Source organism: Affinirhizobium capsici (assembly GCF_977018625.1).
On the sequence record NZ_CDRNXD010000004.1, the window covers coordinates 1,370,238 to 1,393,102 of the forward strand.

At 55.6% G+C, this 22,865-nt stretch carries 22 protein-coding genes and 4 tRNA genes; 12 read left to right on the plus strand and 14 right to left on the minus strand.

Annotated features, from left to right (window positions below; genetic code table 11):
* The first annotated feature begins 46 nt into the window (after nucleotides 1-46).
* Nucleotides 47-298 (plus strand): GlsB/YeaQ/YmgE family stress response membrane protein, encoded by a 252-nt coding sequence (locus AC0JZ1_RS10005; RefSeq protein WP_471882230.1) that lies wholly within the window; start codon nucleotides 47-49, stop codon nucleotides 296-298.
* A gap of 80 nt (nucleotides 299-378) precedes the next feature.
* Here the strand turns inward: AC0JZ1_RS10005 and AC0JZ1_RS10010 are convergent.
* Nucleotides 379-453 (minus strand) — tRNA-Asn (locus AC0JZ1_RS10010).
* 221 nt (nucleotides 454-674) lie between these two features.
* On the opposite strand from AC0JZ1_RS10010, the gene AC0JZ1_RS10015 reads away from it, so the two are divergent.
* Nucleotides 675-902 (plus strand): hypothetical protein, encoded by a 228-nt coding sequence (locus AC0JZ1_RS10015; RefSeq protein WP_471882231.1) that lies wholly within the window; start codon nucleotides 675-677, stop codon nucleotides 900-902.
* Here the strand turns inward: AC0JZ1_RS10015 and AC0JZ1_RS10020 are convergent.
* The 7 genes from AC0JZ1_RS10020 to AC0JZ1_RS10050 form a co-directional block, all read right to left on the minus strand.
* Nucleotides 888-1,529: an exopolysaccharide biosynthesis protein gene (locus AC0JZ1_RS10020; RefSeq protein WP_471882232.1), complete on the minus strand. Its 642-nt coding sequence runs from the start codon at nucleotides 1,527-1,529 to the stop codon at nucleotides 888-890. The two genes, AC0JZ1_RS10015 and AC0JZ1_RS10020, sit on opposite strands and share 15 nt — an antisense overlap.
* Nucleotides 1,530-1,885: 356 nt before the next feature.
* On the minus strand, nucleotides 1,886-2,170 hold the full coding sequence (locus AC0JZ1_RS10025) for a hypothetical protein (protein WP_471882233.1): 285 nt from the start codon (nucleotides 2,168-2,170) through the stop codon (nucleotides 1,886-1,888).
* A 161-nt stretch (nucleotides 2,171-2,331) separates the two neighbouring features.
* A complete protein-coding gene (locus AC0JZ1_RS10030; protein ID WP_471882234.1) occupies nucleotides 2,332-2,622 on the minus strand; it encodes a hypothetical protein in 291 nt (96 codons plus the stop codon).
* A 73-nt stretch (nucleotides 2,623-2,695) separates the two neighbouring features.
* Nucleotides 2,696-2,950 carry a hypothetical protein gene (locus AC0JZ1_RS10035; protein WP_471882235.1) on the minus strand — a complete coding sequence of 85 codons (255 nt, stop codon included), beginning with the start codon at nucleotides 2,948-2,950 and terminating at the stop codon, nucleotides 2,696-2,698.
* 198 nt (nucleotides 2,951-3,148) lie between these two features.
* A tRNA-Cys gene (locus AC0JZ1_RS10040) sits at nucleotides 3,149-3,222 on the minus strand.
* Between the two features lie 160 nt (nucleotides 3,223-3,382).
* Nucleotides 3,383-3,784 carry a hypothetical protein gene (locus tag AC0JZ1_RS10045; protein WP_471882236.1) on the minus strand — a complete coding sequence of 134 codons (402 nt, stop codon included), beginning with the start codon at nucleotides 3,782-3,784 and terminating at the stop codon, nucleotides 3,383-3,385.
* Between the two features lie 162 nt (nucleotides 3,785-3,946).
* Nucleotides 3,947-4,141 (minus strand): hypothetical protein, encoded by a 195-nt coding sequence (locus tag AC0JZ1_RS10050; RefSeq protein WP_471882237.1) that lies wholly within the window; start codon nucleotides 4,139-4,141, stop codon nucleotides 3,947-3,949.
* Between the two features lie 176 nt (nucleotides 4,142-4,317).
* On the opposite strand from AC0JZ1_RS10050, the gene AC0JZ1_RS10055 reads away from it, so the two are divergent.
* The gene (locus AC0JZ1_RS10055; RefSeq protein WP_471883413.1) at nucleotides 4,318-4,971 is read left to right on the plus strand and encodes a protein-L-isoaspartate O-methyltransferase family protein; all 654 of its coding nucleotides are present in this window, start codon (nucleotides 4,318-4,320) and stop codon (nucleotides 4,969-4,971) included.
* Nucleotides 4,972-5,048: 77 nt separating this feature from the next.
* Here the strand turns inward: AC0JZ1_RS10055 and AC0JZ1_RS10060 are convergent, their stop codons facing one another.
* Entirely contained in the window at nucleotides 5,049-5,540 is a 492-nt protein-coding gene (locus AC0JZ1_RS10060) for a heme-degrading domain-containing protein (protein ID WP_471883414.1), read from the minus strand.
* 236 nt (nucleotides 5,541-5,776) lie between these two features.
* Between AC0JZ1_RS10060 and AC0JZ1_RS10065 the strand changes: the two genes are divergently transcribed.
* A tRNA-Lys gene (locus tag AC0JZ1_RS10065) sits at nucleotides 5,777-5,852 on the plus strand.
* Between the two features lie 139 nt (nucleotides 5,853-5,991).
* Here AC0JZ1_RS10065 and AC0JZ1_RS10070 read toward each other — a convergent pair.
* Both AC0JZ1_RS10070 and AC0JZ1_RS10075 read right to left on the minus strand, forming a co-directional pair.
* Nucleotides 5,992-6,252 (minus strand): DUF6074 family protein, encoded by a 261-nt coding sequence (locus AC0JZ1_RS10070; RefSeq protein WP_471882238.1) that lies wholly within the window; start codon nucleotides 6,250-6,252, stop codon nucleotides 5,992-5,994.
* Nucleotides 6,253-6,387: 135 nt separating this feature from the next.
* Nucleotides 6,388-7,032 (minus strand): thermonuclease family protein, encoded by a 645-nt coding sequence (locus tag AC0JZ1_RS10075; RefSeq protein ID WP_471882239.1) that lies wholly within the window; start codon nucleotides 7,030-7,032, stop codon nucleotides 6,388-6,390.
* A 166-nt stretch (nucleotides 7,033-7,198) separates the two neighbouring features.
* Between AC0JZ1_RS10075 and AC0JZ1_RS10080 the strand changes: the two genes are divergently transcribed.
* The 6 genes from AC0JZ1_RS10080 (at nucleotide 7,199) to AC0JZ1_RS10105 (ending at nucleotide 17,621) form a co-directional block, all read left to right on the plus strand.
* The gene (locus tag AC0JZ1_RS10080) at nucleotides 7,199-7,429 is read left to right on the plus strand and encodes a DUF982 domain-containing protein (protein WP_471882240.1); all 231 of its coding nucleotides are present in this window, start codon (nucleotides 7,199-7,201) and stop codon (nucleotides 7,427-7,429) included.
* Between the two features lie 126 nt (nucleotides 7,430-7,555).
* Nucleotides 7,556-10,801 carry an alpha-1,4-glucan--maltose-1-phosphate maltosyltransferase gene (locus tag AC0JZ1_RS10085; RefSeq protein ID WP_471882241.1) on the plus strand — a complete coding sequence of 1,082 codons (3,246 nt, stop codon included), beginning with the start codon at nucleotides 7,556-7,558 and terminating at the stop codon, nucleotides 10,799-10,801.
* Between the two features lie 17 nt (nucleotides 10,802-10,818).
* Nucleotides 10,819-14,112: a maltose alpha-D-glucosyltransferase gene (treS, locus tag AC0JZ1_RS10090; protein ID WP_471882242.1), complete on the plus strand. Its 3,294-nt coding sequence runs from the start codon at nucleotides 10,819-10,821 to the stop codon at nucleotides 14,110-14,112.
* A complete protein-coding gene (gene glgB / locus AC0JZ1_RS10095) occupies nucleotides 14,109-16,316 on the plus strand; it encodes a 1,4-alpha-glucan branching protein GlgB (protein WP_471882243.1) in 2,208 nt (735 codons plus the stop codon). Before treS ends, glgB begins: the two co-directional genes overlap by 4 nt.
* Before the next feature lie 147 nt (nucleotides 16,317-16,463).
* Nucleotides 16,464-16,715: a CrpP-related protein gene (locus tag AC0JZ1_RS10100; protein ID WP_471882244.1), complete on the plus strand. Its 252-nt coding sequence runs from the start codon at nucleotides 16,464-16,466 to the stop codon at nucleotides 16,713-16,715.
* 288 nt (nucleotides 16,716-17,003) lie between these two features.
* On the plus strand, nucleotides 17,004-17,621 hold the full coding sequence (locus AC0JZ1_RS10105; RefSeq protein ID WP_471882245.1) for a TetR-like C-terminal domain-containing protein: 618 nt from the start codon (nucleotides 17,004-17,006) through the stop codon (nucleotides 17,619-17,621).
* Here AC0JZ1_RS10105 and AC0JZ1_RS10110 read toward each other — a convergent pair.
* The 3 genes from AC0JZ1_RS10110 to AC0JZ1_RS10120 all read right to left on the minus strand — a co-directional run bounded on the left by AC0JZ1_RS10110 (nucleotide 17,615) and on the right by AC0JZ1_RS10120 (nucleotide 21,546).
* Nucleotides 17,615-19,369 (minus strand): peptidoglycan D,D-transpeptidase FtsI family protein, encoded by a 1,755-nt coding sequence (locus tag AC0JZ1_RS10110; protein WP_471882246.1) that lies wholly within the window; start codon nucleotides 19,367-19,369, stop codon nucleotides 17,615-17,617. The two genes, AC0JZ1_RS10105 and AC0JZ1_RS10110, sit on opposite strands and share 7 nt — an antisense overlap.
* Nucleotides 19,370-19,803: 434 nt before the next feature.
* Complete coding sequence (gene tig, locus AC0JZ1_RS10115) at nucleotides 19,804-21,300, minus strand: trigger factor (RefSeq protein ID WP_471882247.1); 1,497 nt, start codon at nucleotides 21,298-21,300, stop codon at nucleotides 19,804-19,806.
* A gap of 161 nt (nucleotides 21,301-21,461) precedes the next feature.
* Nucleotides 21,462-21,546, minus strand: a tRNA-Leu gene (locus AC0JZ1_RS10120).
* 630 nt (nucleotides 21,547-22,176) lie between these two features.
* On the opposite strand from AC0JZ1_RS10120, the gene AC0JZ1_RS10125 reads away from it, so the two are divergent.
* Nucleotides 22,177-22,323, plus strand: coding sequence for a DUF1127 domain-containing protein (locus AC0JZ1_RS10125; RefSeq protein ID WP_471882248.1), 147 nt, complete (start codon nucleotides 22,177-22,179; stop codon nucleotides 22,321-22,323).
* A 270-nt stretch (nucleotides 22,324-22,593) separates the two neighbouring features.
* The gene (locus AC0JZ1_RS10130; protein WP_471882249.1) at nucleotides 22,594-22,737 is read left to right on the plus strand and encodes a DUF1127 domain-containing protein; all 144 of its coding nucleotides are present in this window, start codon (nucleotides 22,594-22,596) and stop codon (nucleotides 22,735-22,737) included.
* The last annotated feature ends 128 nt before the right edge of the window (nucleotides 22,738-22,865 follow it).

Consider the following 22,865-nt stretch of genomic DNA (forward strand, 5'->3'; position numbering starts at 1 on the left):
GCGTTGAATGGCCATCGAATGTTTCATGAGTGAGAGGGCTAGATCAATGGAAAATGCAGGTATCGGCTGGTTGGCAGCGATCATCATCGGCGGCATTGCAGGATGGCTGGCCGAGCAGTTCATGAAGAGCAATATGGGTGTGTTGATGAACATCCTGCTCGGCATCGTGGGCGCAATCGTCGCTAACGCAATTCTTGGCGTTTTCGGAATCGTCTTGGGCGGCTGGATTGGCTACCTGATCGCGGGCTTTATCGGTGCTTGCATTCTTATCGCCATTGGGCGAGCCATCAGGCGTTAAAACCGCTTTGAGCACAGCCTAACAGAAAAGGCCCGGTTCGTTTGAACCGGGCCTTTGAACTGTCAGCAATGCTGAGAAACTGGCTCCCCGGGCCGGATTCGAACCGGCGACCTATCGATTAACAGTCGAGTGCTCTACCGCTGAGCTACCAGGGAATGACGCGTCGCCGCGTCGGTGAGCGGGGTAATACTCAGGCTGGTTCGATTTGCCAAGGGCTTTTTTCAAAAAAAATGCGTTTGCTTGTTTTATCCACATTCGTTCCCCACTTGCCGCCAGTAAAATTGACAGAAAGAGGTGCTGTTTGCAGCGAGAAGAGCAGAAAAGCAGCTTTGGAATTGATCCTAGAACGGGAAGGCTCCAACTTGGACGCTTCAGCATGCCCATGCCGCAATCCCGGGCAGGCCGTGTTGGCATCGGGTCTGTTCTGATCGTTGGCGGCTGCTTGGGATTTTTACCGATTCTGGGCTTCTGGATGGTTCCGCTCGGTTTGGTGGTTCTTTCGCACGATATTCCCTACGTGCGCAGAAAGCGCCGGCGCGTTAGCGTTTGGTGGGCGCGCCGGCGGCAGGAGAAAAAGAAGGCGCCGTCTTCAGCTGAACAATGAAGCTGCGCCCTGCCCGGCGCGGATGGCGAAAAATCCAAGCACGCTGAAATAGATGATCGTGAAGATCAGAAAAACATAACCACCCAGAATAACAAGGCCGTCGCGCTGGATCATTCCAAGAGCGGTCAAAAGAATAGCGATCGCGGGCAACGTGTTGGAAAACGGCACCAAGCCCAACGGAAACATGAGCAGGACACCGCCGAGGGTGATAGCAAGCGCATTCATCCTGTTCACCGCCAATGTGCTTGTCATGCCCAATAGGCGCGGCTTCACATAACCATCAATCCGCGCCACGATATTCACGCCCTTTTGCAAAGCGGGCAGAAGCTTTGATGTTTCCAGCTGCCTGTCCAGTATGCGTTTTGGCATCCATGGCATTCGGTTCAGAAAAACGGCAATGCTAACGAGAATTATGGCAGCGCCAAATACCGTGCTGACACCCGGAATGGATACGGGAATCAAAAAGGGCAATGATGCCAAAGCGCATACAAGTAACAGCCCCTGCTCACCGATGGCATCCATCAACTCGCGCAGGGTCACCGTATTGCCGCGAATGCCTTCAATGAGCTCCCTCAAGGAATCGCTCAAAGGCTTGGTTGAATCCTCAAAAGCACGGCTGTTTTGCACTCTCTCGCCCCGCGTTAGTTAACGAAGGTCGAGAACTAGCAGCTTACTGCGGCACGATGAAGATCTACCGCAGCGGATGACTTTCACGGATTAGTGTGTGCTTCGCCACCAATCCATGGCCCCGCATGCCAGCACGATGGCGAGCACAAGCAAGACATAAGGGTTTATTGCTGTGATATAGCTAAGGTAATGCATGACGGTCTCCTCAAACCCATGCTGACGTTCGTCCCATGCTCCTCCATGGACTGAACACAAACATTCTATCAGAGTTGCAAGACCATCGCCAGTTTCAATCGAAACTGAAAGAGGCTTGGACCAACCACCGGAGGCCCAAGACCTGCCTTGGATTTTTTAAATCAGGCTGCTTTGCGCCGGGCTACAAAGAATGCGCCAGCGCCCGCGGCAATGCCAAAGAACACCCACGTAAAGGGCAGCATATCTGCTTTTTCACTGCGGATTGGCAGTACGGTTACAGTGCCGGGCAAGCTTTCATAGCCCATTTTGCCTTCTGCTTTCGCCTGAGCAATCTGTTCAGGTGAGACAACCCATTCGGCGTGGGTCATCTTGTCCTTCATCATGGCTCCGAAACCGACGACGAGGCCGACGACAACACCGATGATAAGGCTTTTTGATTTGGTCATGTTTTCCCTCAATGTCTAACGGACATCGGATACATAGAATTCGACCAGAAACATCAAGGGCATAGACGCGCTCGACGGGCTCTTGTGGACCAAGGACAGAGCTTGGCCACCCGGGACGTGATTTCACATAGCCAAATTAATTGCGAAAAAAATGCATCACGCTAGCTGTCGCGGCGCAGAAGATGTTCACGTTGGCGTTGTTGTATCTTAAATTGCCTTGACGCTCTGATACTTAGGTACGCATGAATGATGAGCGAAAAGAACATACCCACGGTGGCCAAGCACAGGTATGCGAACAGCCGGTGGGCGGCATCATTCCAGCCCGCCAATGTTGCGACACCCACCAGGACGATCAGTCCAAACCCTGCGATACAGAAGCAACAAGCCGCCTTCCAGGGGCCTGATGCGGATGCAATATAGCGTCTTAGCCAGCCCATATCTTTCTTGCCCAATCTGCCAACTCCTTTCGCCCCATCTGCTCGGATGTACATGGCGTAGCTGGTAGCGGTCAGCAAGACAGGATTGTTAAGACATCTGCTTGAGGAGAGCCAAAATATCTGGCGCAATCGGCATATCTTCAGACTTTTCCAATTGTATGCGGCTGCGATATTTTGGGTCTTCCTGATACCAGGCGATCAAAGAGGACGCGACATCCTTTGCTGCCGCATCGGTTCGCGCTACCCCGTTTTCCTCGCACCAAGCATCCAGAAATTTATCGAGAACTTCCAGGTCATCGGGGGAAAGTGGTGCCTTGCTCGGCATATCTGACTGCTCAAACATATCATCCTCGTGAGGTCGCGTGATTGACATGCGTCACATGCGCATCTTCTAATAATGCGCACTGTGGCTTGTGCAGAGCTAACCGACGAGCGAGCCGGTTGGACGCGACCATTCTGCTTTAGAACGCAAAGCTGGAACCGACGTTCCCGCTTTCAAGGGCATATGGATTCAATGAGTTTAAAATCGAAGGAATTTGAGTGGAGGCCTCGCCCGGAATTGAACCGGGGTACAAGGATTTGCAGTCCTCTGCGTCACCACTCCGCCACGAGGCCATCGCGAAGTTCAATTGAAGTGGTGGCGGGCATTTAGAATGATTTGAGACACAGCGCAAGAGGATTAAATTCTATCTGCCGAATTTTGTCCAATCTCATCATGAACAGGCAACTGAAGACCCGCGCGAACGGGTCCACAGTTTCAACTCAAAGGAGCTTCTTAGCAGTTTGGCTGGGTAGAGCCCGTAGATCCTGCCGTTCCAGCAGCGGCGGAGCCACTCGTCGAGCCGTTACCAGGCGTTCCCGATGCGTTGAGATTTGAACAGCCTGTGCCCGATGAGCCAGTCTGTGAGCCGGAAGAACCCGTGGCGGTGCCGCTTGTACCGCCAGAAGTAGATGAATTTCCCGTTGCTCCAGAACCACTGTTGTTTGTTCCAGACATACCTGTTGAACCAGATCCGGTTGCTCCAGATGCGCCGGCACCGCCTCCGCTTGATCCAGCCGTACCGGATGCACCGCCAGCGGAGGTTCCGGAACCGCCCGATCCACCCGATGTCTGAGCCATGGCAGACGTGGCGAGGCCAATCGCAAGTGCGGAGACAGAAATAATTTTAATTAGCATGGTATCCTCCAAATTCTTCGTGAGGTTAATTCCTCGCGCCAAAGGTCAAACCTTTGCGAATCTATGGCGTTCCAGTCTGCTGGCGTACATAGATAACTTCTAGGCCGTAGTTAGAGAAAGCCACGGCAACAATTCTTGCTGCCGTGACCAATTGATCATCTATCAAGCCGCACCAGCGGGATCACCAATCGGCAATAAAGCTGGATTTAATGTTGGGTCATTCGGATTTTTTGTATCCGACGGGTCCTGCGCCGGTGTCAGCGGTGGCTTTTCCTGTGTTCGATCCGGCACACCGGGCGCTGGGGTCGGGCCGCGGGGTGTTTCTGCAGGGGTGTCGTCTGGCAATGTTGTCGGCATTCGTGCCTCCTCAATGTTGGGACTTCGTAGAGGCAACCCAATGAAGGAGGCTTTGTTCCGTGCATTTTGTCTTGCACTGCGGCGGAATCCGGTTGCACTTGGCCGATGCGGTCTTGAAAGCCGGTCTGTCCAACAGTAATACGAAGCCAGAAACACGCTTTTACGAGGCGAGCACCATGATCGATTTTGAAGCAGCACGGGTCAAGATGGTGGAAAACCAGATCCGCACCACCGACGTCACGTCGCATTCCGTGCTGCGGGCATTCTACAACGTTCCGCGCGAAGCTTTTGTCTCAGACAAGATGAAGCCGTTGGCCTATATCGACAATGATATCGAGATCGCTCCAGGCCGTTATTTGATGGAAGCCTCGCCGCTGGCGAAGATCCTTCAGCTGGCCGCCATCAACAAAGAACAACTGGTTCTCGAGATCGGCGCTGGAACGGGATACACGGCTGCACTGCTTTCGCATGTCGCAGGCTCTGTTATTGCGCTCGAAAGCGATGAGACCCTCGTTCAAACCGCGACCGCCAATATCGCTGCGCTCGGCCTGGATAATGTTCAGGTGGTACAGGGTGAACTGGAGAAGGGATATGCCGCGGAAGCGCCTTACGATCTCATTCTCATTAGCGGTGCCGTTGAAGTCGTTCCTGAGGCTTTGTTTGGCCAGTTGACGGAAGGTGGTCGCCTGATCACTGTCGTTGGTTATGGCAATGCCTCAACCGCCAAGGTCTATTCCAAGGAGCATGGCGTCGTATCTGAAGCGACCTATTTCAATACCTCCGTGAAGCCCCTGCCCGGCTTCCGCAAGGTTGCGGAATTCGTATTCTGAGAAAATCGGCGCAAGCCGTCTGATAATTGCATTCTAAAGCCCGTCGAAATTTCGGCGGGCTTTTTGTTTGAGATTTGTCAGGTCAGCCGTGGGATCGCATCAGCCTTGCCCAGGACTGTAGCCAGGCCCTCTACAGCCAGATTGTGATCGTCCCTCTGCGGAAGACCGGAAACCGTGACCGCGCCGATGCAGCCAACACCGCTGACGCGGATGGGCACGCAGCCGCCATGAGAGGCATAGTCGGCACGCGACATTTCCCACTTTGCTTCCAGGGTCGTATCCAGCCGCTTCAGCTCTAAGCCTATTGCATAGCTGGATTTCAAAAGCCGTAAGGTGAGATTGCGCTTGCGGCGTATCCAGTGCTCGAAGTCCGGCCTGCTGCCGGGAAGGCTAGTGTAGAAAGCCTGCATGCCATTGATGGTAACATCCACCGCAAGAATTTGACCGCGTGACACGGCAATTCCCCGCAATGTTGCGCCAAGCTTCCAGGCCACCTCTAGATCGAAGTGGTCGAACTCCAGCAAACGCTCCTGCTCGGCAATCAATGCCAGGTCGTCGTCAACATTCATCATGTCCTCCCAATCCTCAATCTGTCAGTGGTTTAGCTGAAACATCGGGAAGGCTAAAACAAGATGTTTTTCCACAGACAGGCAAAAAGCCCCAAAACCAGGGCTTCCATAGCTTGAGGCGAACTTCCTGCGAAAAATTTCGAACTTTTTTCCGATAGGCGCTAGACAACACATCAAGAGCCCTTTATACGCGCCCTCACACCAACGGCGCACACAACACCAAGCGCTGACGGGATGGGTGATTAGCTCAGTTGGTAGAGCAGCTGACTCTTAATCAGCGGGTCGTAGGTTCGAGCCCTACATCACCCACCAAACTTCCAAGCCGCTGAAATAAAACATTATATGCAAGATTTGCAACGCGGTTACGTTTGCTTGCTACACCGCTTCCACATGAAAAAGCCGCCTCGCTTTTGCTGGCGGCTTTATAGGTTCTAGCGAGTTATTTTACGCCTCAAGCGCGGGCATCAATGGCCTGATCGACTTCTTCGAGAAAGAGGCGCTGCAGTTCGCTCTGCACCGCATTCATGAAGAGACCAGCCTGGAAAGAAACCTCTTCTTCAGATGCGCCCTGCTTCGAAAGGCTTGCTGCGAATGCTGCCATTTCGGAGCGCCAGTAAAGATTGGCTTCTTGTCCGTGGAGGTTCAGCAGCGCTTGCGCACAACGCCGGATCTCTGCCGTACGACGGTCAGCGGGAAAATGGGCTAGCGACATGAACTCTCCTATACACACTCGCTCGAATCAAACTCACTACATGCCAACAATCGCCTGAAGTGGTTCCCAAACTCTAAACGAGGCCCATTGAATGCGATCTTCGTACTCTTCTGGCGCAACAAATCGACGACAGGATCAGCACCAAGGCTTGCCTGCATCCGTAACGCCGTGCACCAATCCCTCGTGAACCATCTGGCGGCCAATGGATGAGCCGTTGCGGAGCACAACTCTTAGCTGGCGGCCGGAACCGTCTTCGTTACGATTGGGCCAGTCTGTCAGTTCGAAAGCACCCGCATTCAACAGGTCGCGCAGGCGCACCTTCGCAGCGAAACCTCTGGAACGTTCCTGCGGGCAGCGGGCATCCTCGGTGCGCGGCGCCGAGACATCCGCCAGCCGGATTTGCTGCTTCTTGAACCAAAAAGTACTGCCGTCGACCACGCAATTATCCAAGCCAGAGGTGCCACAGAAATAGAAGGTGCCGGTAAACCGCTTGCCGACCAGATCCGCAGGCACAACGCGGGCTGCTTCTGCTTCCGGCTTACGGGCAGGCGCCGGAACACTGGTCGGTGCTTTGTTATCGCCGCCAAGCTGCGGAATTTTGAGCGACGCCAGAGAGCTGGGAAGATAGGGCTTTAAATGCTGTGCGTTATCGGCGAAGGCAATAATGCCCGCTACGCCCGCAAGGGCCAGCAGCCATGGCACGATACCGCCGCCTCTGCTTGATTTGGAACTGGATTTGCGACGCCGCTTGCGTCCCTTGGCAGATGCCGCTTGAGCCATTTTTTCGCACCTCTCTGCAGGGTTCGACTGGAGCGAACCATAACGGCTCAGGTCTCACGACTTCGTTAAGACGCCCTTTACCCTAATGGATGGAGCGAGTTTTCCACCGTTTGGAACTTCAGCAGGAACCGCCGGTTTGGTTGATGCACCATTCCGGGAGGTAAAAATGGAACGCACGACATGGAGAAGACCCGTTGAAGCTGGGGGAGTCCCCATCACCAACGCACTCGAAGCCATCCGCTTCATGGATCGTCGATGGCCTCATGTGAAAGGGCAAAGTTTTTCCCGCGCCCATAGCGCATGCCTTGCCGCTCTCGATGGCCGCGAGGATGCAGATTCGGCCCGCCGCCGGTTTGAGGAAGCTGTCGAGGAAGCAAGTCTCGGAACTCCCCACTGAGGATGCATCGCACCTCCCCGCATCCCGGGGAGGTGCCAGGCTGCCTCTTGTTTATTAGCGACACCGAGGGGAACAAGCCGCTCTTTCGTAACGTTAGGCCCCGGAATGATAACCGTAGGCGGCACCATGCAAACTGATCTGGCATTGTCCTCGCAGTCCGAGATTTCTCCTTACCTTGATCCCCGCATCTATTATGTTCACCCGCTCATGCTACGCGGTTTAGAAGCTTGGCGAGAGGTGTTTCGGCATGCGCGGGAACTCGGCTTCGACACCGTTCTCAGTGCACCGCTGGCAAAACGCGTTGCGGGTGCGAGCGTTTTTGTTTCTTCTGACTTCGATAGAACCGACCCAGAACTTGGCCTTGCCGAGAATATCTTTGATGCCGTCCGATCGCTGGCGGAGGCAGCCCGTTCTGAGGGCCTGATCTTCATGCTTGATCTGGTCGTGGATAGACGTCCTATCTCCAATGGCTCACTCATTCGTCCAATCGCCGATCCACGATTGTCGCCGCTCACCGCAAAAAGTGAGCTATTGCGGGACTTTCCGCCACAGGATCGAGACAACCATTTTCACGAATGGGAAGGCCGCATTCGCAATGTAGCGGAAGCTGGCGTCAAAGGTTTCCGATGCCTGGGCCTGGACCGCGTTCCGCACGATGTATGGCTTCGCTTGAAAGCTGCCTGCGGTGATGCGCATTTCCTGGCATGGACGCCGGGAACAGATTTCGCGGTCCGCCGGGAATATGCACACAGCGTTTTCGATGCTTGCTTCTCCTCCTTCGCCTGGTGGGACATGGAGGAGCGTTGGCTGTTGGAGGAATATAGCCTGCAACGCGCCTATGGAGCGCAAATTGCGTTTCCAGAAGCACCGTTTGCCAAGCGCATCGCCCATGGAATCGATAGCGTTGAGGTTCGTGAGCGGCGCGCGCGGCAACGTCTTCTGCTTGCGGAACGGTTGGGGCAAGGTCTGCTTGTCCCGATGGGCTTTGAGTTTGGCGCATCTGCGCCGCTTGATCCTACGCATGGGACGGCTGACGGTTTGCGTGGATTGCGAGCTCAAGCCTGCTATGACCTCAGCGGCGAAATTCGGGCGCTGAACAGTCAAGCCAAGGCGAAGGGGAAGAGAAAAGCACCCTTTCTTCGCCTTCTCTCAACTGGCCAAGGCAGCGTGGTATCGCTGCTTCAGTCAGAGCAGGAAGACCTCCGAACGGCTTCCAATGTCAGCATCATCGTGCTGAACAAGGATGTTCGCCGCAGCAGCTCTGCGCCGATGAGTTCTCTGCGCGAAGCGGCCTCTGCTTTTCTTCCCCTGAAGCAAGCGGACAATGAAAACCTCGAGGCACCTGCGTCAATTCGCCTTCAACCGGCGGAAATTCGGGTGCTGGAGGGAGCAAGTTCACCGGCCATCACAGGAGCCGTGGACATATACGACGCCGCAACAGCGGCTGGCACCCCTCGGCTGGCCATTGAAAACATTAGCCCTTGTGTGGATGGCGGTCGCTTCCCGGTAAAGCGAGTGGTGGGGGAGACAGTAGTGGTCGAGGCGGATTTGTTCGGTGACGGCCATGACCCTATTTCGGGCGCACTATTCTGGCGTGCTGCCGATGAGAACGCCTGGACAGAAGTGCCGATGCGATTGGTTGAGAACGACCGCTGGACGGCTGAGTTCACCCCTCGGCGCATGGGGCGCCACGAGTTTGCAGTCGAAACATGGCGCAACCCGTTCCAGATTTTCCGCTATGAATTTGGCAAGAAGCATGATGCGCGGCTGGACCTGAACCTCGAGATTCAGGAAGGCCTTTTGCTCGTCGATGCTGCTCTCGACACCACCGACGAAAGCCTGAAGGCAGAGTTGACAAAGCTACGTCAAAGTCTGGCGGATGCCAGCACGGACGATAAAATCCGCATCCTCCTCTCCTCCGATGCAAGCCAGTTAATGGCGCGGGCAGACAAGCGACCGCACCGCGTGCGTTCCGAGCCTGTTCCTCTTGATGCGGAGCGTAAGGAAGCAGCATTTGCCAGCTGGTATCAAATCTTCCCACGCTCCCAAAGCGGTGCCCCCAACCGCCATGGTACCTTCGACGATGTAATCAAGCGTCTGCCTGCAATCAGGGAGATGGGCTTTGATGTTCTCTACTTTCCGCCGATCCACCCCATCGGCACCACCAATCGCAAGGGTCGCAACAACTCGCTGCAGGCAGGGCCGAACGACCCCGGCAGCCCCTACGGCATTGGTTCCGAGGCAGGCGGCCATGACGCTATTCACCCGGAACTCGGCACCTTCGATGATTTTGACAGGCTGGTAGAGGCAGCTCGTCAGCATGGTCTCGAAATCGCTTTGGACCTTGCCATTCAAGCCTCCCCCGATCACCCCTGGCTGAAGGATCATCCCGGCTGGTTCGACTGGCGCCCCGATGGCACGGTGCGCTATGCCGAGAACCCACCGAAAAAATACGAAGACATCGTCAACGTTGATTTCTACGCCAAGGATGCCGTTCCCGCCCTATGGATCGAATTGCGCGATGTGGTGCAGAAGTGGGTCGATCACGGTGTGAAGCTGTTCCGCGTGGATAATCCGCACACCAAGCCCTTTCCTTTCTGGGAATGGATGATTGCCGACATTCGCAACCGGCACCCGGAGGTGGTGTTCCTTTCGGAAGCCTTCACCCGCCCAAAGGTGATGTACCGTCTGGCGAAAGTCGGGTTCTCGCAGTCCTACACCTACTTCACCTGGCGTAATACGAAGTGGGAGCTGGAAACCTACATGCGTGAGCTGACGACAGACGAGCCGCGTGAATTTTTCCGGCCGCACTTCTTCGTCAACACGCATGATATCAACCCGGATTTTCTGCAAAACGCGCCGCGCCCGGCCTATCTCATCCGTGCGGCGCTTGCGGCGACACTCTCCGGTCTGTGGGGCGTCTATAATGGCTTTGAGCTTTGCGAAGGCAGGCCAGACGCCAAGCGCAAGGAATATGCGGATTCAGAAAAATACGAGATCCGCGCTTGGGATTACGACCGGCCCGGCAACATCAAGGCCGAAATTGCGATGCTCAACCGAATTCGCCGGGAAAACCCGGCTTTGCATTCACACCTGGGATTGCGCCAGCTGATTGCATGGAACGACAACATCATCTTTTTCGAGAAATCGAGCCCGGCGCGAGACAATGTTCTGCTGGTGGGTGTGAGCCTTGATCCACACAACGTGCAGGAGGCAGATGTAGAGATACCGCTATGGGCATGGAACCTACCCGACCATGGCACGCTTAACCTGGAAGATCTGATTAGCGGACAGAAATTTTCGCTGACCGGGAAGTGGCAGCATTTGCGGCTGGAACCGCACCTGCCCTTTTCCATCTGGCGCGTGCGATAGAATTCGGGAGGATACACATGGACATGATGCAGAACTCGCAGGGCCAGAATAGCGATCAAAACCTGCTCTGGTACAAAGACTCAATCATCTACCAACTGCATGTGAAGTCATTCTACGATAGCAATGGCGATGGCATCGGCGACTTTGCCGGATTAACCGAAAAGATCGATCACATCGCATCCCTTGGCGCGACCGCAATCTGGCTGTTGCCCTTCTTCCCCTCGCCCCGTCGCGACGATGGTTACGACATTGCCGATTACGGCAATGTGAGCCCCGACTACGGCACAATGGAAGATTTCCGCGCCTTCGTGGACGCCGCCCATCAGCGCAATATCCGCGTGATCATCGAGCTTGTTATTAATCACACCAGCGATCAGCACCCCTGGTTTCAACGCGCGCGCAATGCCCCTGCTGGCTCTGCGGAACGCGATTTTTATGTCTGGTCCGATACCGATCAAAAGTTTCCCGAAACGCGCATCATCTTTCTGGATACGGAAAAATCCAACTGGACATGGGACCCTGTGGCAGGTGCCTATTATTGGCACCGCTTTTACTCCCACCAGCCAGACCTGAATTTCGACAATCCTCAGGTGCTGGATGAGCTTCTCACCGTCATGCGCTTCTGGCTGGAAACCGGCATTGATGGCTTCCGCCTGGATGCCATTCCTTACCTTGTCGAGCGCGAGGGCACGATCAATGAGAACCTGCCTGAAACCCACGACGTCCTGAAAAAAATCCGGTCAGCCCTCGATGCCACGCATCCGGGCAAGATGCTTCTGGCAGAGGCCAACCAATGGCCGGAAGATACCAGCGAATATTTCGGCGACGGCGATGAATGCCATATGGCATTCCACTTTCCGCTCATGCCGCGAATGTACATGGCGATTGCCAAGGAGGATCGTTTTCCGATCACCGACATCATGCGCCAGACGCCGGAAATTCCAGAAAACTGCCAGTGGGCAATTTTCCTGCGTAACCACGATGAACTCACGCTGGAAATGGTGACGGACGAAGAGCGCGATTACCTCTGGAACACTTACGCCGCTGATCGTCGCGCCCGCATCAACCTCGGTATTCGCCGCCGCCTTGCGCCGCTGATGGAGCGGGATCGTCGCCGTGTGGAACTGATGAATGGCTTGCTCCTCTCCATGCCAGGAACGCCCGTTCTCTACTATGGCGATGAAATCGGCATGGGTGACAATATCTATCTTGGAGACCGAGATGGAGTTCGCACTCCTATGCAATGGTCGCCGGATCGCAATGGCGGCTTTTCCCGCGCGGACCCGGCGCGACTGGTGCTGCCACCCGTGATGGACCCGTTATACGGCTATGAGGCGCTGAATGTCGAAGCGCAAAGCGTGGACCAGCACAGCCTGCTGAACTGGACACGGCGAATGCTGGCCCTGCGTGGCCGCCACCCCGCATTCGGTCGCGGTTCGCTGCGATTCCTGACGCCCGGCAACCGAAGGATTCTCGCTTACCTGCGCGAATATAACGGTGAAACGATCCTGTGCGTCGCCAACCTTTCACGCCTGCCGCAGGCGGTGGAACTCGATCTTGCGGAATTTCAGGGCCGGGTACCAATCGAACTTACAGGCATGTCGCCCTTCCCACCCATCGGTCAATTGACCTACCTGCTGACCCTGCCGCCTTTCTCATTCTACTGGTTCCAACTGGTAGCGGAAGCGGATGGCCCGGCATGGAGAACGGAGCCACCGGAGCAGATGCCTGACCTACAGACGCTCGTGATCCGCCGCGACATGACGGATCTGGTGGATGAGCCCCACCTCGTGCAGACCCTTTCCCGCGATATCCTGCCATCCTACCTCGAGAAGCGCCGATGGTTTGGGGCCAAGGGTGAGCGCCTGAAGCAGGCACGGCTTGTATCTGCGATTCCCATGGGGATCACTCACAATATTCTGCTTGGAGAGCTTGAGGCGGAGCTGGAAGGTCACACCGAAACCTACCTGGTGCCACTGACGCCTGCTTGGGATGATACCCAACCTTCTGCCCTTGCCCAGCAACTTGCGCTAGCGCGCATTCGCCAAGGCAGACGTGTAGGCTTTTTGACAGACGGTTTCAGCACTGAGGCAATGGCCCGCGGTGTGGTTCGGGGTCTGTGTGAAAGGTCAGTTATCTCCGGTCGCGCCGGGACATTGGAGTTCCTGGGCACAGAGCAGCTGGACTGCATGAGCCTGGCGGACGATATGCCGGTCCGCTGGCTTTCGGCCGAACAATCGAACAGCAGCCTGATCATTGCGGATATGGCGATGATCAAGCTTATCCGTCACATTTCGCCCGGTGTTCATCCCGAAGTGGAAATGACCCGTTATCTGACAGAAGTCAGATATCAGAACACTGCACCGCTGCTGGGTGAAGTTGTCCGCACATCGCCCGAAGGTGAGCGATTTACCCTCATGATCGTGCAGGGTGCTATTCGCAACCAAGGCGATGCGTGGAACTGGATGCTGACCAATCTGCGGCGCATTCTGGATGACATCGGCATTAGTGCGCCGGAACCGGATGCGCAAGATGACCTGCTCAAACCATTGACGACGTTTGCCGGGACCATCGGCCAGCGTTTGGGTGAGCTTCACTTCGCCTTGGCAGAGGATACCGATAACCAGAATTTCGTTCCCCTGCCCGCGCTGGAAGAAAACTGCGAACTTTGGCGCGCAAGTGCAGTTGGGCAAATCGACAGGGCCTTGGATATTCTTGAGGAAGAGGATGGCCAACTGGAGCCGGAAGTTGCGGCAATGGTGAAGCCTCTGCTGGGCCAGCGGCAGCACCTCATGGATCTTGCAGCCAAGCTGTCACGCGCTGCGGAAGGCGCGATGATGATCCGCAACCATGGCGACTTCCATCTTGGCCAAGTACTCGTTGCGGAATCAGATGCTTACATCATCGACTTCGAGGGTGAGCCCGCTCGTGAGCTGGCGCAGCGACGAGCAAAAACAATTCCGCTTCGCGATGTGGCTGGCCTGTTGCGCTCGCTGAGTTATCTCGCCGCCACAGCAGAGTTGGAAACAGAAGCTGTTGCCGAGACCGATACGCCAGAACGAAGCGCCATTATTCGCAGGTTCGTGGAATTGGCTGAACGCAACTTCCTCGACAGCTACTTCCAGGCGGTGGCGGGCTCCAAGAATCTCCAGGTGGATGAGACCAAGCGCCAGCAGATGCTGGACCTCTACCTCTTGGAAAAGGCGGCCTACGAGATTGCCTATGAGGCGCGCAACCGCCCGAAATGGCTTCCCATTCCGCTTCGTGGCTTTGCAGCCATTGTTGAACGACTTTCGGAAAGAACGGCATGAACATGGAACGCTCCGAATTGATGGCCGGGCTTGATCTCGACGCCATCGAAGCACTGGTTGCTGGCCGCCATGGAGACCCCTTCTCCATCCTCGGTGCGCACCCCATGCAGGGTTCAACAGTAGTCCGCGCTTTCTACCCTGGCGCGGAAGGCATTGAACTGCTCGATGCTTCCGGCATGAATGTGATGGCAAAGATGCATCGCGTCCACGCTGCCGGCCTCTTTGCGGCATCAGTCACCTCTTCTGGCAGATACCGTTTGCGGATTCTTTGGCCGGAAGCCATGCAGGAAACCGAAGATCCCTATTCTTTCGGCCTCCTGCTTGGTGAGTTGGACCTGCACCTCATCAGTCAGGGCACACATTATGACCTCGGGCGCACGCTCGGCGCTGTCGCCATGGATATCGACGGCACAAGCGGCGTGCGCTTTTCCGTGTGGGCACCCAATGCGCGGCGCGTCTCTGTCGTCGGTGATTTCAATTCCTGGGATGGGCGGCGAAATCCCATGCGTTCACGCCGCGAAGCTGGGATTTGGGAGCTTTTCGTCCCGCGTGTGGGTCCGGGCGACCGCTACAAGTTCGAAATCATTGATCGCGACGGTAACCTCCTGCCCCAGAAGGCTGACCCAATTGCCCGCGCCAGCGAAGCGGCACCCGCCACAGCTTCCATCGTCGCATCGAGCCAGCCCTTCCGCTGGACCGATGAAGCCTGGATGCGGGATGGTGCTGGCAAGCGCTCCGGTGAAGGCGCAATGTCCGTCTATGAGGTGCATCTCGGCTCATGGCTGCGCATTGCCGAGGAAGCGAACCGCTCGCTGGATTGGGTAGAGCTGAGCCAGAGGCTTGTGCCTTACGCTGCTGAACTCGGGTTCACGCATATTGAGCTGTTGCCCATCATGGAACATCCCTTCGGCGGTTCCTGGGGTTATCAACCGCTTGGCCTGTTTGCGCCCACCGGTCGCTACGGAACGCCGGAGGATTTTGCCTACTTCATCGACCGCTGCCATGCCTCAGGCATCGGCGTCATTCTGGATTGGGTGCCAGCGCATTTTCCAACGGATGTCTGGGGTCTTGCCCGCTTCGATGGTACCGCTCTTTACGAGCATGAAGACCCGCGAGAGGGTTTCCACAAAGACTGGAATACATTGATCTACAACCTCGGTCGCAACGAGGTGAAAGGCTTTCTCATCGCCAGCGCGATGGAATGGCTGGAGCATTTTCACATTGATGCGCTTCGCGTCGATGCCGTGGCTTCAATGCTCTACCGCGATTACTCCCGTAACGCAGGTGAGTGGATACCGAACAAATACGGCGGGCGAGAGAACCTCGAATCGGTCGAGTTTTTCAAGCATCTGAATAGCATCATACACCAGCGCTGCCCCCATGCCTTTACCGTTGCCGAGGAATCGACTGCTTGGCCGGGAGTGACCAAACCCGTCGAGGAAGGCGGGCTTGGTTTCGACTTCAAATGGAATATGGGCTGGATGCATGACACGCTCCATTACATGGAGAAGGAGCCGGTTTACCGCCAATACCACCATGGAATGATGACCTTCGGCATGGTCTATGCCTATTCCGAGCGTTTCATGCTGCCGCTCTCCCACGATGAAGTGGTACACGGAAAAGGCTCCTTGCTTGGCAAAATGCCGGGTGACCACTGGCAGAAAATGGCAAACCTTCGCGCCTATTTCGGATTCATGTGGGCGCATCCCGGCAAGAAACTGCTCTTCATGGGAGGGGAAATCGGCCAATCAACAGAATGGAATCATGACGGCTCTATTGTCTGGGATCTCCTGGATCGCCCGGATCATGCTGGACTGCAGAGGTTAGTGGGTGATCTGAACCGCATTTATAAAGATGAGCCTGCCCTGCAATATGGTGATCTGCACCCCGAAGGGTTTGAATGGATCGTCGGGGACGATGCGGCCAATTCCGTATTCGCCATCTTGCGGAAATCAGAGGATGGACAGAGCGCCGTTCTAGCCGTCTCGAACCTTACACCCATTCCACGGCACGGATACAGAATTGGCGTACCCCAAAAGGGGATGTGGAACGAGATCCTCAACTCCGATGCAGGCGTGTATGGCGGCTCCAACCTAGGTAACATTGGCGCAATGACTGAGCAGCTTCCCGCACATGGTCAAAGTCAATCTATCGCCCTTACACTGCCGCCGCTCTCCACTATCTACCTGAAATGGGTAGCGTGACGATTCGGAACTTGTTTAAAAAACTCTAGATTTTGCAAGGGTTTGTATGGGGCAAGACAGAAATATATTTCGAAAGGATTAACGCTAAAGGGTTCTTGAAGTGCTGAGAACATTTCCATATTAGCTCCTGCGCAAGGAATAATGTGAATGACTCTCGAATCTCTACTGGACTGCCAAGAGCGTGGCTCCAATGCCCGTATTCTCGGAGCCTTTGCTCAAGAGAACCCCTATACCAAGGCTGCTCGTCTCAACATTCCGGAAGAGGAACGGGCGCTGCTGCGCGATGCCTGGAGCTTTGGCTGGCAGGTAGAGGATGCGGCGCGCCAAATTGGCACTGGCATTTACCTTTCGTTAAGACACGAAATAGCTTTGGCGAACGGGCGCACTTCGGACGCTTGAGGCGAATCGGACCGACGGTCTATCTGACACGAGCCGGTATGAGACCGGTCAGGGGCTCGCGGACCCCCTACTCATTACGAGTTGGTGAGCCCCGCTTTTCGCCAAGCGTCCGCAATATGGCGAGCAAACATCATGATGCCCGATCTTTCGGTGCGCTCGCAAGCAACCCTGTGCCCCAAGGCCTCTTCGGTCTCGCTAGCGGATACGCATAGCACCACCTCTGTGCCATCACCTTCATTCCCTGGAGCATTCTGTGCTAGGGCTTGATCGTTATCAGGGAGGCAATTGTTGGCACGGACACTTATCAGGCCAGGCGGTCGAAGCGAACGTATTCAAATCGCTGTACACAAAGCTGTACGAGAATTGATGGACGAGCAGCAGGACGAGGAACTGACCGTTGCACTGGTTGCAGCGCGGGCTGACGTTCCGCCTTCTACCATTTATCGCCGATGGGGAACCCTGCCAAAGCTGCTTGAGGACGTCGCCAAAGAGCGGTTCCTGCCAGACAGCATTCCGACCGATACCGGAAGCTTTAGAGGCGATCTCGAACTTTGGCTGGAACAACTGGTCGATGACATTTCTTCGGGTCCGGCGCGCGCGCTTTTCCGCGAACGGTTCACCAATGTGAGACTGGCACAGACAGCGGCAGGTTACCCGTTTCAGAATCTCGTTTGCCTTATCGATCGATGTGCCGCGCGAGGTGAACCCGTCCTGGTTCCTGACCGGTTGATGGATATGATCTTTGCCCCTATCGTCTACAGGATGTTCTTCACGGGCCAAACAATTACCAAGGCATACCAGTTAGAGCTTATCGAAAACGCGCTGAGCGCGCCCGGCAGTATGCGGCCATTCGAGAACCAGCAGACCATCAAGGACTATGTGCTTTACGAGAATGATCCTCAGTAATTGACGAGCAATTGATCCTGCCCATCCCCAAATTGGGGCTGAACTCCCAGCAAAGCTGCGCTCATGCTGATAATTTCCCTGACCATCGGCGCGGCGGTATAGGCAGCCAAGCGACCGCCTTTCTCCCCCGTAAGCGGAGCATCGATAACCGTGAGGACCACGTAGCAGGGCTTGTTGATGGGGAAGCCCGCCAAGAACGCGTTGAAGTTAAGATGGGCCGCATATCTGCCATTGATAACCTTGTCGGCGGTGCCAGTCTTCCCGCCGACATTGAAGCCCGGAACGAGAGCACTCCGCCCCGACCCTTTAATGCCGTTCCAGTAAAAGAGGAACCGCATGTCGGCGCTGGTGGAGGCCTTGATGACCTGAGTGGCTGCGGCTTCAGCATCTGCGGAGGTTCTAGGGAGAAACGTTGGTTCGATGAGTTTTCCGCCATTGATCAACGCGGCCCCGGCCACAGCCGTCTGGAGCGGCGTGGTTGCCACGCCATGCCCAAAAGAAATGGTTGCCTGATTGATTTTCCGCCAAGGATGCGGCTGCGTCGGGGTTGCCACCTCCGGCAACTCCGTCTTCATTTTCGACAGGAGGCCGAGTTTCGTCAGGAATGCTTGATGATCAGGAAGCTCGACCATGGATGCAATGGTCGCGGTCCCGATGTTTGAGGAATACTGAAAGACCTCGGGCACAGTCAACGGACGTCCCTGGCCGTGATCATCGCGGATTGTATAGCCAGACAGCCGGTATGGCTTGCTTGCATCAACCACGCTGTTCAGGGTGATTTTGCCCTCGTCAATTCCCATGGCGAGGGTGAAGCTCTTGAAGGTGGAGCCCATCTCGAAGGTGGCATTGCTCATCCGGTTGAACCAGCCCTTTTCATATTCCTTGTCAACGCTTCCATCCGGCAAGGTGCGGGAAGGTTCATTGGGGTCGAAATCCGGGACAGAGGCCATGGCGATAACTTCGCCGGTATTTACATCCAGGACGACCGCTCCAGCGGCCTCTGCCTGGTAGGCGTCCTTGGCGGTGGCGACAACTTCGTGGACGATGCTTTGGACGCGCAGATCTATCGAGAGGCGTATAGGCGACATGGGTACGTTGTTGGTCAAACCCGCTGCTCGTAGCTCCGAAAGGCCCTGCTGGTCTATGTAGCGCTCCATCCCCGCCAGCCCCTGATTGTCGATGTTGACATAACCAAGAATGTGGGCGGCGGCTGAGCCAGCAGGATAAAATCTTCGCTTTTCCGGACGAAACCCGATTCCTGGAATGCCCAGTTTCATGATCGTTGCTTGCTGCATTGGGGTCAGTTGACGTCGAAGCCATTGGAAGGCGCTTTTGGAGGTTAGCTTTCTGTGGGTTTCCACCCAATCAAGGCCTGGAATGACGCTCGCCAGCTTTTCAATGGCCTCGTCGACATCAACGATTCGTCTGGGCTCACCATAAAGAGAGACCATGTTGAGGTCAGTCGCCAACAACTCACCATTACGGTCGATGATGTCGGGACGTGAGGCAACATGGCTGTCATCATGGCCGATGCTGTCGGTCACGGGGTTACCTGCCATCCCATATTGAACCAACCTGCCGCCAATGATTGCATAGATGAAGAGAAAACAGCCAAACAGAATGATCAGCCGCTGACGCGCTTGGATGGCTCGACGCATTTGCGTTCCCACGAAACTTTGCCCACCAGCCTTCACCATCGCGAAATGCGCCTTGCTTCGAAGCGCGTGGAGTCGAGGAAGCGTTACCATTCTTATAGCCCGATTGCGCAAGTCAACTTTTAACGACCACTCGCACGCCCGCACCGAGGTGTAGGGAGTCCCACAAGACCTTAATGCGACATGGATAGCGTTAAGTAGTCGCGCGACTCTTAATGCATTTCATGTTGCGTTAGCAAGGCGAGAGTTCTCTGATCGGGCCAAAGAGGATCAGTGGAGGTTGCTGGGACGGAGAGGTTGCTGCTTCAACGGAGATTGGTCAGATTATGAGGCATGGCGCCGGCGCGGCCACTCCGGGGGATTTCCTGGCTATCGTGACAATGGGTTAGGAGCCGCATGCCAATGTATTGGCTGAAGAACCGGCCCTGACCGCAAAGCTGCCGATACTTGTGGCGTTAGACCCGCCAAACGTAAAAACCCCCGGCTTTCGCCGAGGGTTTAATAGGTAATTGCTGGAGAAGTATCGCTTATTCAGCGTCGCCTTCAGCGGCCTTCTTCTTGGAAGCAGCCTTCTTCTTTGGGGCAGCAGCTTCTTCACCTTCAGCAGCGTCGGAAGCTTCCGCCTTGGCGGCCTTCTTCTTCGGAGCAGCCTTTTTCTTTTCGGTCTTTACCGACCCTTCAGAACCTTCTTCTTCGTCAGCGAGAAGTTCTTCCTTGGAAACGGTCTTATCCGTGACGTCGATTTCAGACAGCAGCTTGTCGATGACCTTCTCTTCGAAGATCGGCGCGCGAAGCGAAGCGGCTGCACCCGGCGTGTTGCGGAAATAGTCGAGAATTTCGCGCTGCTGGCCAGGGAACTGCTGCAACTGCGTGTAAAGCGCCCGCTGCATTTCTTCTTCGGTTACATCAACGCCAGCCTTCTCGCCGATTTCGGAGAGAACGAGACCGAGACGAACGCGACGCTCAGCAAGCTTGCGATATTCTTCGCGGGCTTCTTCTTCGGTCGTGTCTTCGTCAGCAAAGGTCTTGCCGGACTGCGCGAGGTCTGTGTTGATCTGACGCCAGATGTTGTCGAACTCGGCATCAACCAAGGTCTGAGGCGTTTCGAACTTGTACTGTTCGTCAAGCTGGTCAAGGATCTGACGCTTAACCTTCTGGCGCGTTACGTTGCCGTACTGGCCTTCGATCTGGCCGCGCACAATTTCCTTCAGCTTGTCGAGCGATTCTACGCCCAGCTTGGAAGCCAGTTCATCGTTGAGCTCAACGGCGGCAGGAGCGGCAACTTCCTTGACGGTGATGTCAAAGGTCGCTTCCTTGCCGGCGAGGTTCGCAGCCGGATATTCGGATGGGAAGGTAACCGTGATCACCTTTTCATCGCCAGCCTTGACGCCGACCAGCTGGTCTTCAAAGCCTGGAATGAATCGGCCCGAGCCAAGAACCAGTTCCGCATCCTCAGCAGCGCCGCCATCGAAGGCTTCGCCGTCAACCTTGCCGAGGTAGTTCATGGTCACGCGGTCGCCATCAGCGGCAGCGCCTTCCTTCTTTTCGAAGGTGCGCGCGCTCTCAGCGATCTTTTCGATCTGCTCGGTGACTTCCTCTTCAGAAACTTCAACCACTTCGCGGGTAACCTTGATACCGCTCGTTGGCTGCAGTTCGATTGCCGGAATCACTTCGTAGGAGAGTGTGAATTCGAGATCAGCTTCAGCGCTAAGGATCTTTTCGGCTTCCGCCTCGTCCTCAGTCATCTTGATGCTTGGCTGCGTTGCAGACTTTTCCCCACGCTCGGAAAGGATCGCGCTTGGGCGGTCACGAACGATTTCGTTGACCAGCTCAGCCATGATCGACTTGCCGTAGACCTTCTTCAGGTGTGCGACAGGAACCTTGCCAGGACGAAAGCCATTGATGCGAACCTTATCCTTGGCTTCGGCCAGGCGCTCGTTCATGCGCTGTTCCATATCGCTGGCCGGAATAACGACCTTGATTTCGCGCTTCAGCCCTTCAGCGAGCGTTTCGGTAACCTGCATTGTCATACCTTCATAATCATGCGGCGGTGCTCAGACAGCCGTTGTTTCCATGAGCACGACGCCGGAGCTTCGCCGGTCGTGGCTTCTATGCAATCTCGTTTGCGCTGAGGTCTCATGCGCCAACCTGCCAAAACGGCCTGCGGCGACAGACTGTCGCGACTTGGTGCGGGTAGAGAGACTTGAACTCCCACGCCTTGCGGCACCAGAACCTAAATCTGGCGTGTCTACCAATTTCACCATACCCGCGCCCCAAAACCGCGTCGAAATCCTCGCGCAGAGGCCTTCCGGAGCGCGCGTCTCTATAACAACCGTTTTTCTGCCACGCAAAGGAAAAATGACACTGATCACAGCAAGACGCATAAATGATGAATTCCAGCCCCTGCGGCACGCCATGAAAAACAGCTACTCCTCGGAAACATGCTTACCCGATGCATGCAGCCAACGCATGCCTAGCATTCGCATATCGCACTGCACAAAATTGCGATTTAGGACTATACATTGTTCAACAACGGGCTGCGGCCCGTGACATTCGACTGATCGCCTCTCCTCCTCCCAGCGATCGTCGTTTAGACTGGCGCCTCCTCCTCCCAACGCCAGTCACCCCTAACGACGCCCACCGGACCTCCTCCCCCGGTGGGCGTTGTTCGTTTCATTGCTTCCCGAAAATTTGCTGCTACGAACCGCGTCGGTCCCGCGGACCGTCCGTCCTTGCCCACATTTGCGCCACAACCGTTAACGCTTTTCGCCGAGCAATGCACATTCCGCATAGGTGGCATACAAGATGCGCGCTGTTCTTATTTGCACCGCAGCATATACTGCAGCCAATCAATCGAGACGCACACATGAAGCGGCTCAAGGAAACCAAGGATCAAGACAATGAACATCGCACGCTCGCTCAATAACTGGCGCAAGTATCGTCAGACTGTAACTGAACTGGCCCGCATGTCGGACCGTGAACTTAGCGACCTCGGCATCGGCCGCTCGGAAATCCGTCGCGTTGCTCGCACGGCTGTCGGCATCTAATAGCCAAGTCATTCCGGGCTTTGCCCACCTCAAAAGCCTCCCCTCGCGGGAGGCTTTTTTGTTGCACGATGTCCGGTAATTTTTGGAAAATAGGGCCTGCTCAAATAGTGGCCTCCCATATGACGGCGCTGCAAATTTCGGCATCACTCTGCACAAATGCATAGCAGTCGCCTGCTTTTTGCACTGCACACTTCTGTTTTACATGTGTATAAGAAACACATCGCTCAGCCACTAACGGATTTGAGCAGAACCAAACCTGAGGACACCACAATGAACCCGATTCGCCTCGCTAAGAGCTGGGTCAGCTACCGCCGCACGATGAACGAACTTCGTGGCCTTTCGAACCAGGCTCTTTCTGATATCGGCCTGACGCGCTACGACATCCGCACCATCGCTGCCCGCTCGTTCCGTTAATCAGCGCCCTCTTCGGCTTTGCCGGAGGTGCAGCGACTAGTGGAAATGCATAGCCCCCTTGCAAATGGCTCGGGGGCTTTTTGCTGTCTGGACCTTGGGGATACAAGCTCGCATCAGCAATCTCACCC

Excerpts from the sequence above, each read along its gene's own strand:
- AC0JZ1_RS10005 (WP_471882230.1), top strand. The coding sequence starts at position 47 with ATGGAAAATGCAGGTATCGGCTGGTTGGCAGCGATCATCATCGGCGGC.
- AC0JZ1_RS10015 (WP_471882231.1), top strand. The coding sequence starts at position 675 with ATGCCCATGCCGCAATCCCGGGCAGGCCGTGTTGGCATCGGGTCTGTT.
- AC0JZ1_RS10025 (WP_471882233.1), bottom strand. The coding sequence starts at position 2,170 with ATGACCAAATCAAAAAGCCTTATCATCGGTGTTGTCGTCGGCCTCGTC.
- AC0JZ1_RS10035 (WP_471882235.1), bottom strand. The coding sequence starts at position 2,950 with ATGTTTGAGCAGTCAGATATGCCGAGCAAGGCACCACTTTCCCCCGAT.
- AC0JZ1_RS10045 (WP_471882236.1), bottom strand. The coding sequence starts at position 3,784 with ATGCTAATTAAAATTATTTCTGTCTCCGCACTTGCGATTGGCCTCGCC.
- AC0JZ1_RS10050 (WP_471882237.1), bottom strand. The coding sequence starts at position 4,141 with ATGCCGACAACATTGCCAGACGACACCCCTGCAGAAACACCCCGCGGC.
- AC0JZ1_RS10055 (WP_471883413.1), top strand. The coding sequence starts at position 4,318 with ATGATCGATTTTGAAGCAGCACGGGTCAAGATGGTGGAAAACCAGATC.
- AC0JZ1_RS10060 (WP_471883414.1), bottom strand. The coding sequence starts at position 5,540 with ATGAATGTTGACGACGACCTGGCATTGATTGCCGAGCAGGAGCGTTTG.
- AC0JZ1_RS10070 (WP_471882238.1), bottom strand. The coding sequence starts at position 6,252 with ATGTCGCTAGCCCATTTTCCCGCTGACCGTCGTACGGCAGAGATCCGG.
- AC0JZ1_RS10075 (WP_471882239.1), bottom strand. The coding sequence starts at position 7,032 with ATGGCTCAAGCGGCATCTGCCAAGGGACGCAAGCGGCGTCGCAAATCC.
- AC0JZ1_RS10080 (WP_471882240.1), top strand. The coding sequence starts at position 7,199 with ATGGAACGCACGACATGGAGAAGACCCGTTGAAGCTGGGGGAGTCCCC.
- AC0JZ1_RS10085 (WP_471882241.1), top strand. The coding sequence starts at position 7,556 with ATGCAAACTGATCTGGCATTGTCCTCGCAGTCCGAGATTTCTCCTTAC.
- treS (WP_471882242.1), top strand. The coding sequence starts at position 10,819 with ATGGACATGATGCAGAACTCGCAGGGCCAGAATAGCGATCAAAACCTG.
- glgB (WP_471882243.1), top strand. The coding sequence starts at position 14,109 with ATGAACATGGAACGCTCCGAATTGATGGCCGGGCTTGATCTCGACGCC.
- AC0JZ1_RS10100 (WP_471882244.1), top strand. The coding sequence starts at position 16,464 with ATGACTCTCGAATCTCTACTGGACTGCCAAGAGCGTGGCTCCAATGCC.
- AC0JZ1_RS10110 (WP_471882246.1), bottom strand. The coding sequence starts at position 19,369 with ATGGTAACGCTTCCTCGACTCCACGCGCTTCGAAGCAAGGCGCATTTC.
- tig (WP_471882247.1), bottom strand. The coding sequence starts at position 21,300 with ATGCAGGTTACCGAAACGCTCGCTGAAGGGCTGAAGCGCGAAATCAAG.
- AC0JZ1_RS10125 (WP_471882248.1), top strand. The coding sequence starts at position 22,177 with ATGAACATCGCACGCTCGCTCAATAACTGGCGCAAGTATCGTCAGACT.
- AC0JZ1_RS10130 (WP_471882249.1), top strand. The coding sequence starts at position 22,594 with ATGAACCCGATTCGCCTCGCTAAGAGCTGGGTCAGCTACCGCCGCACG.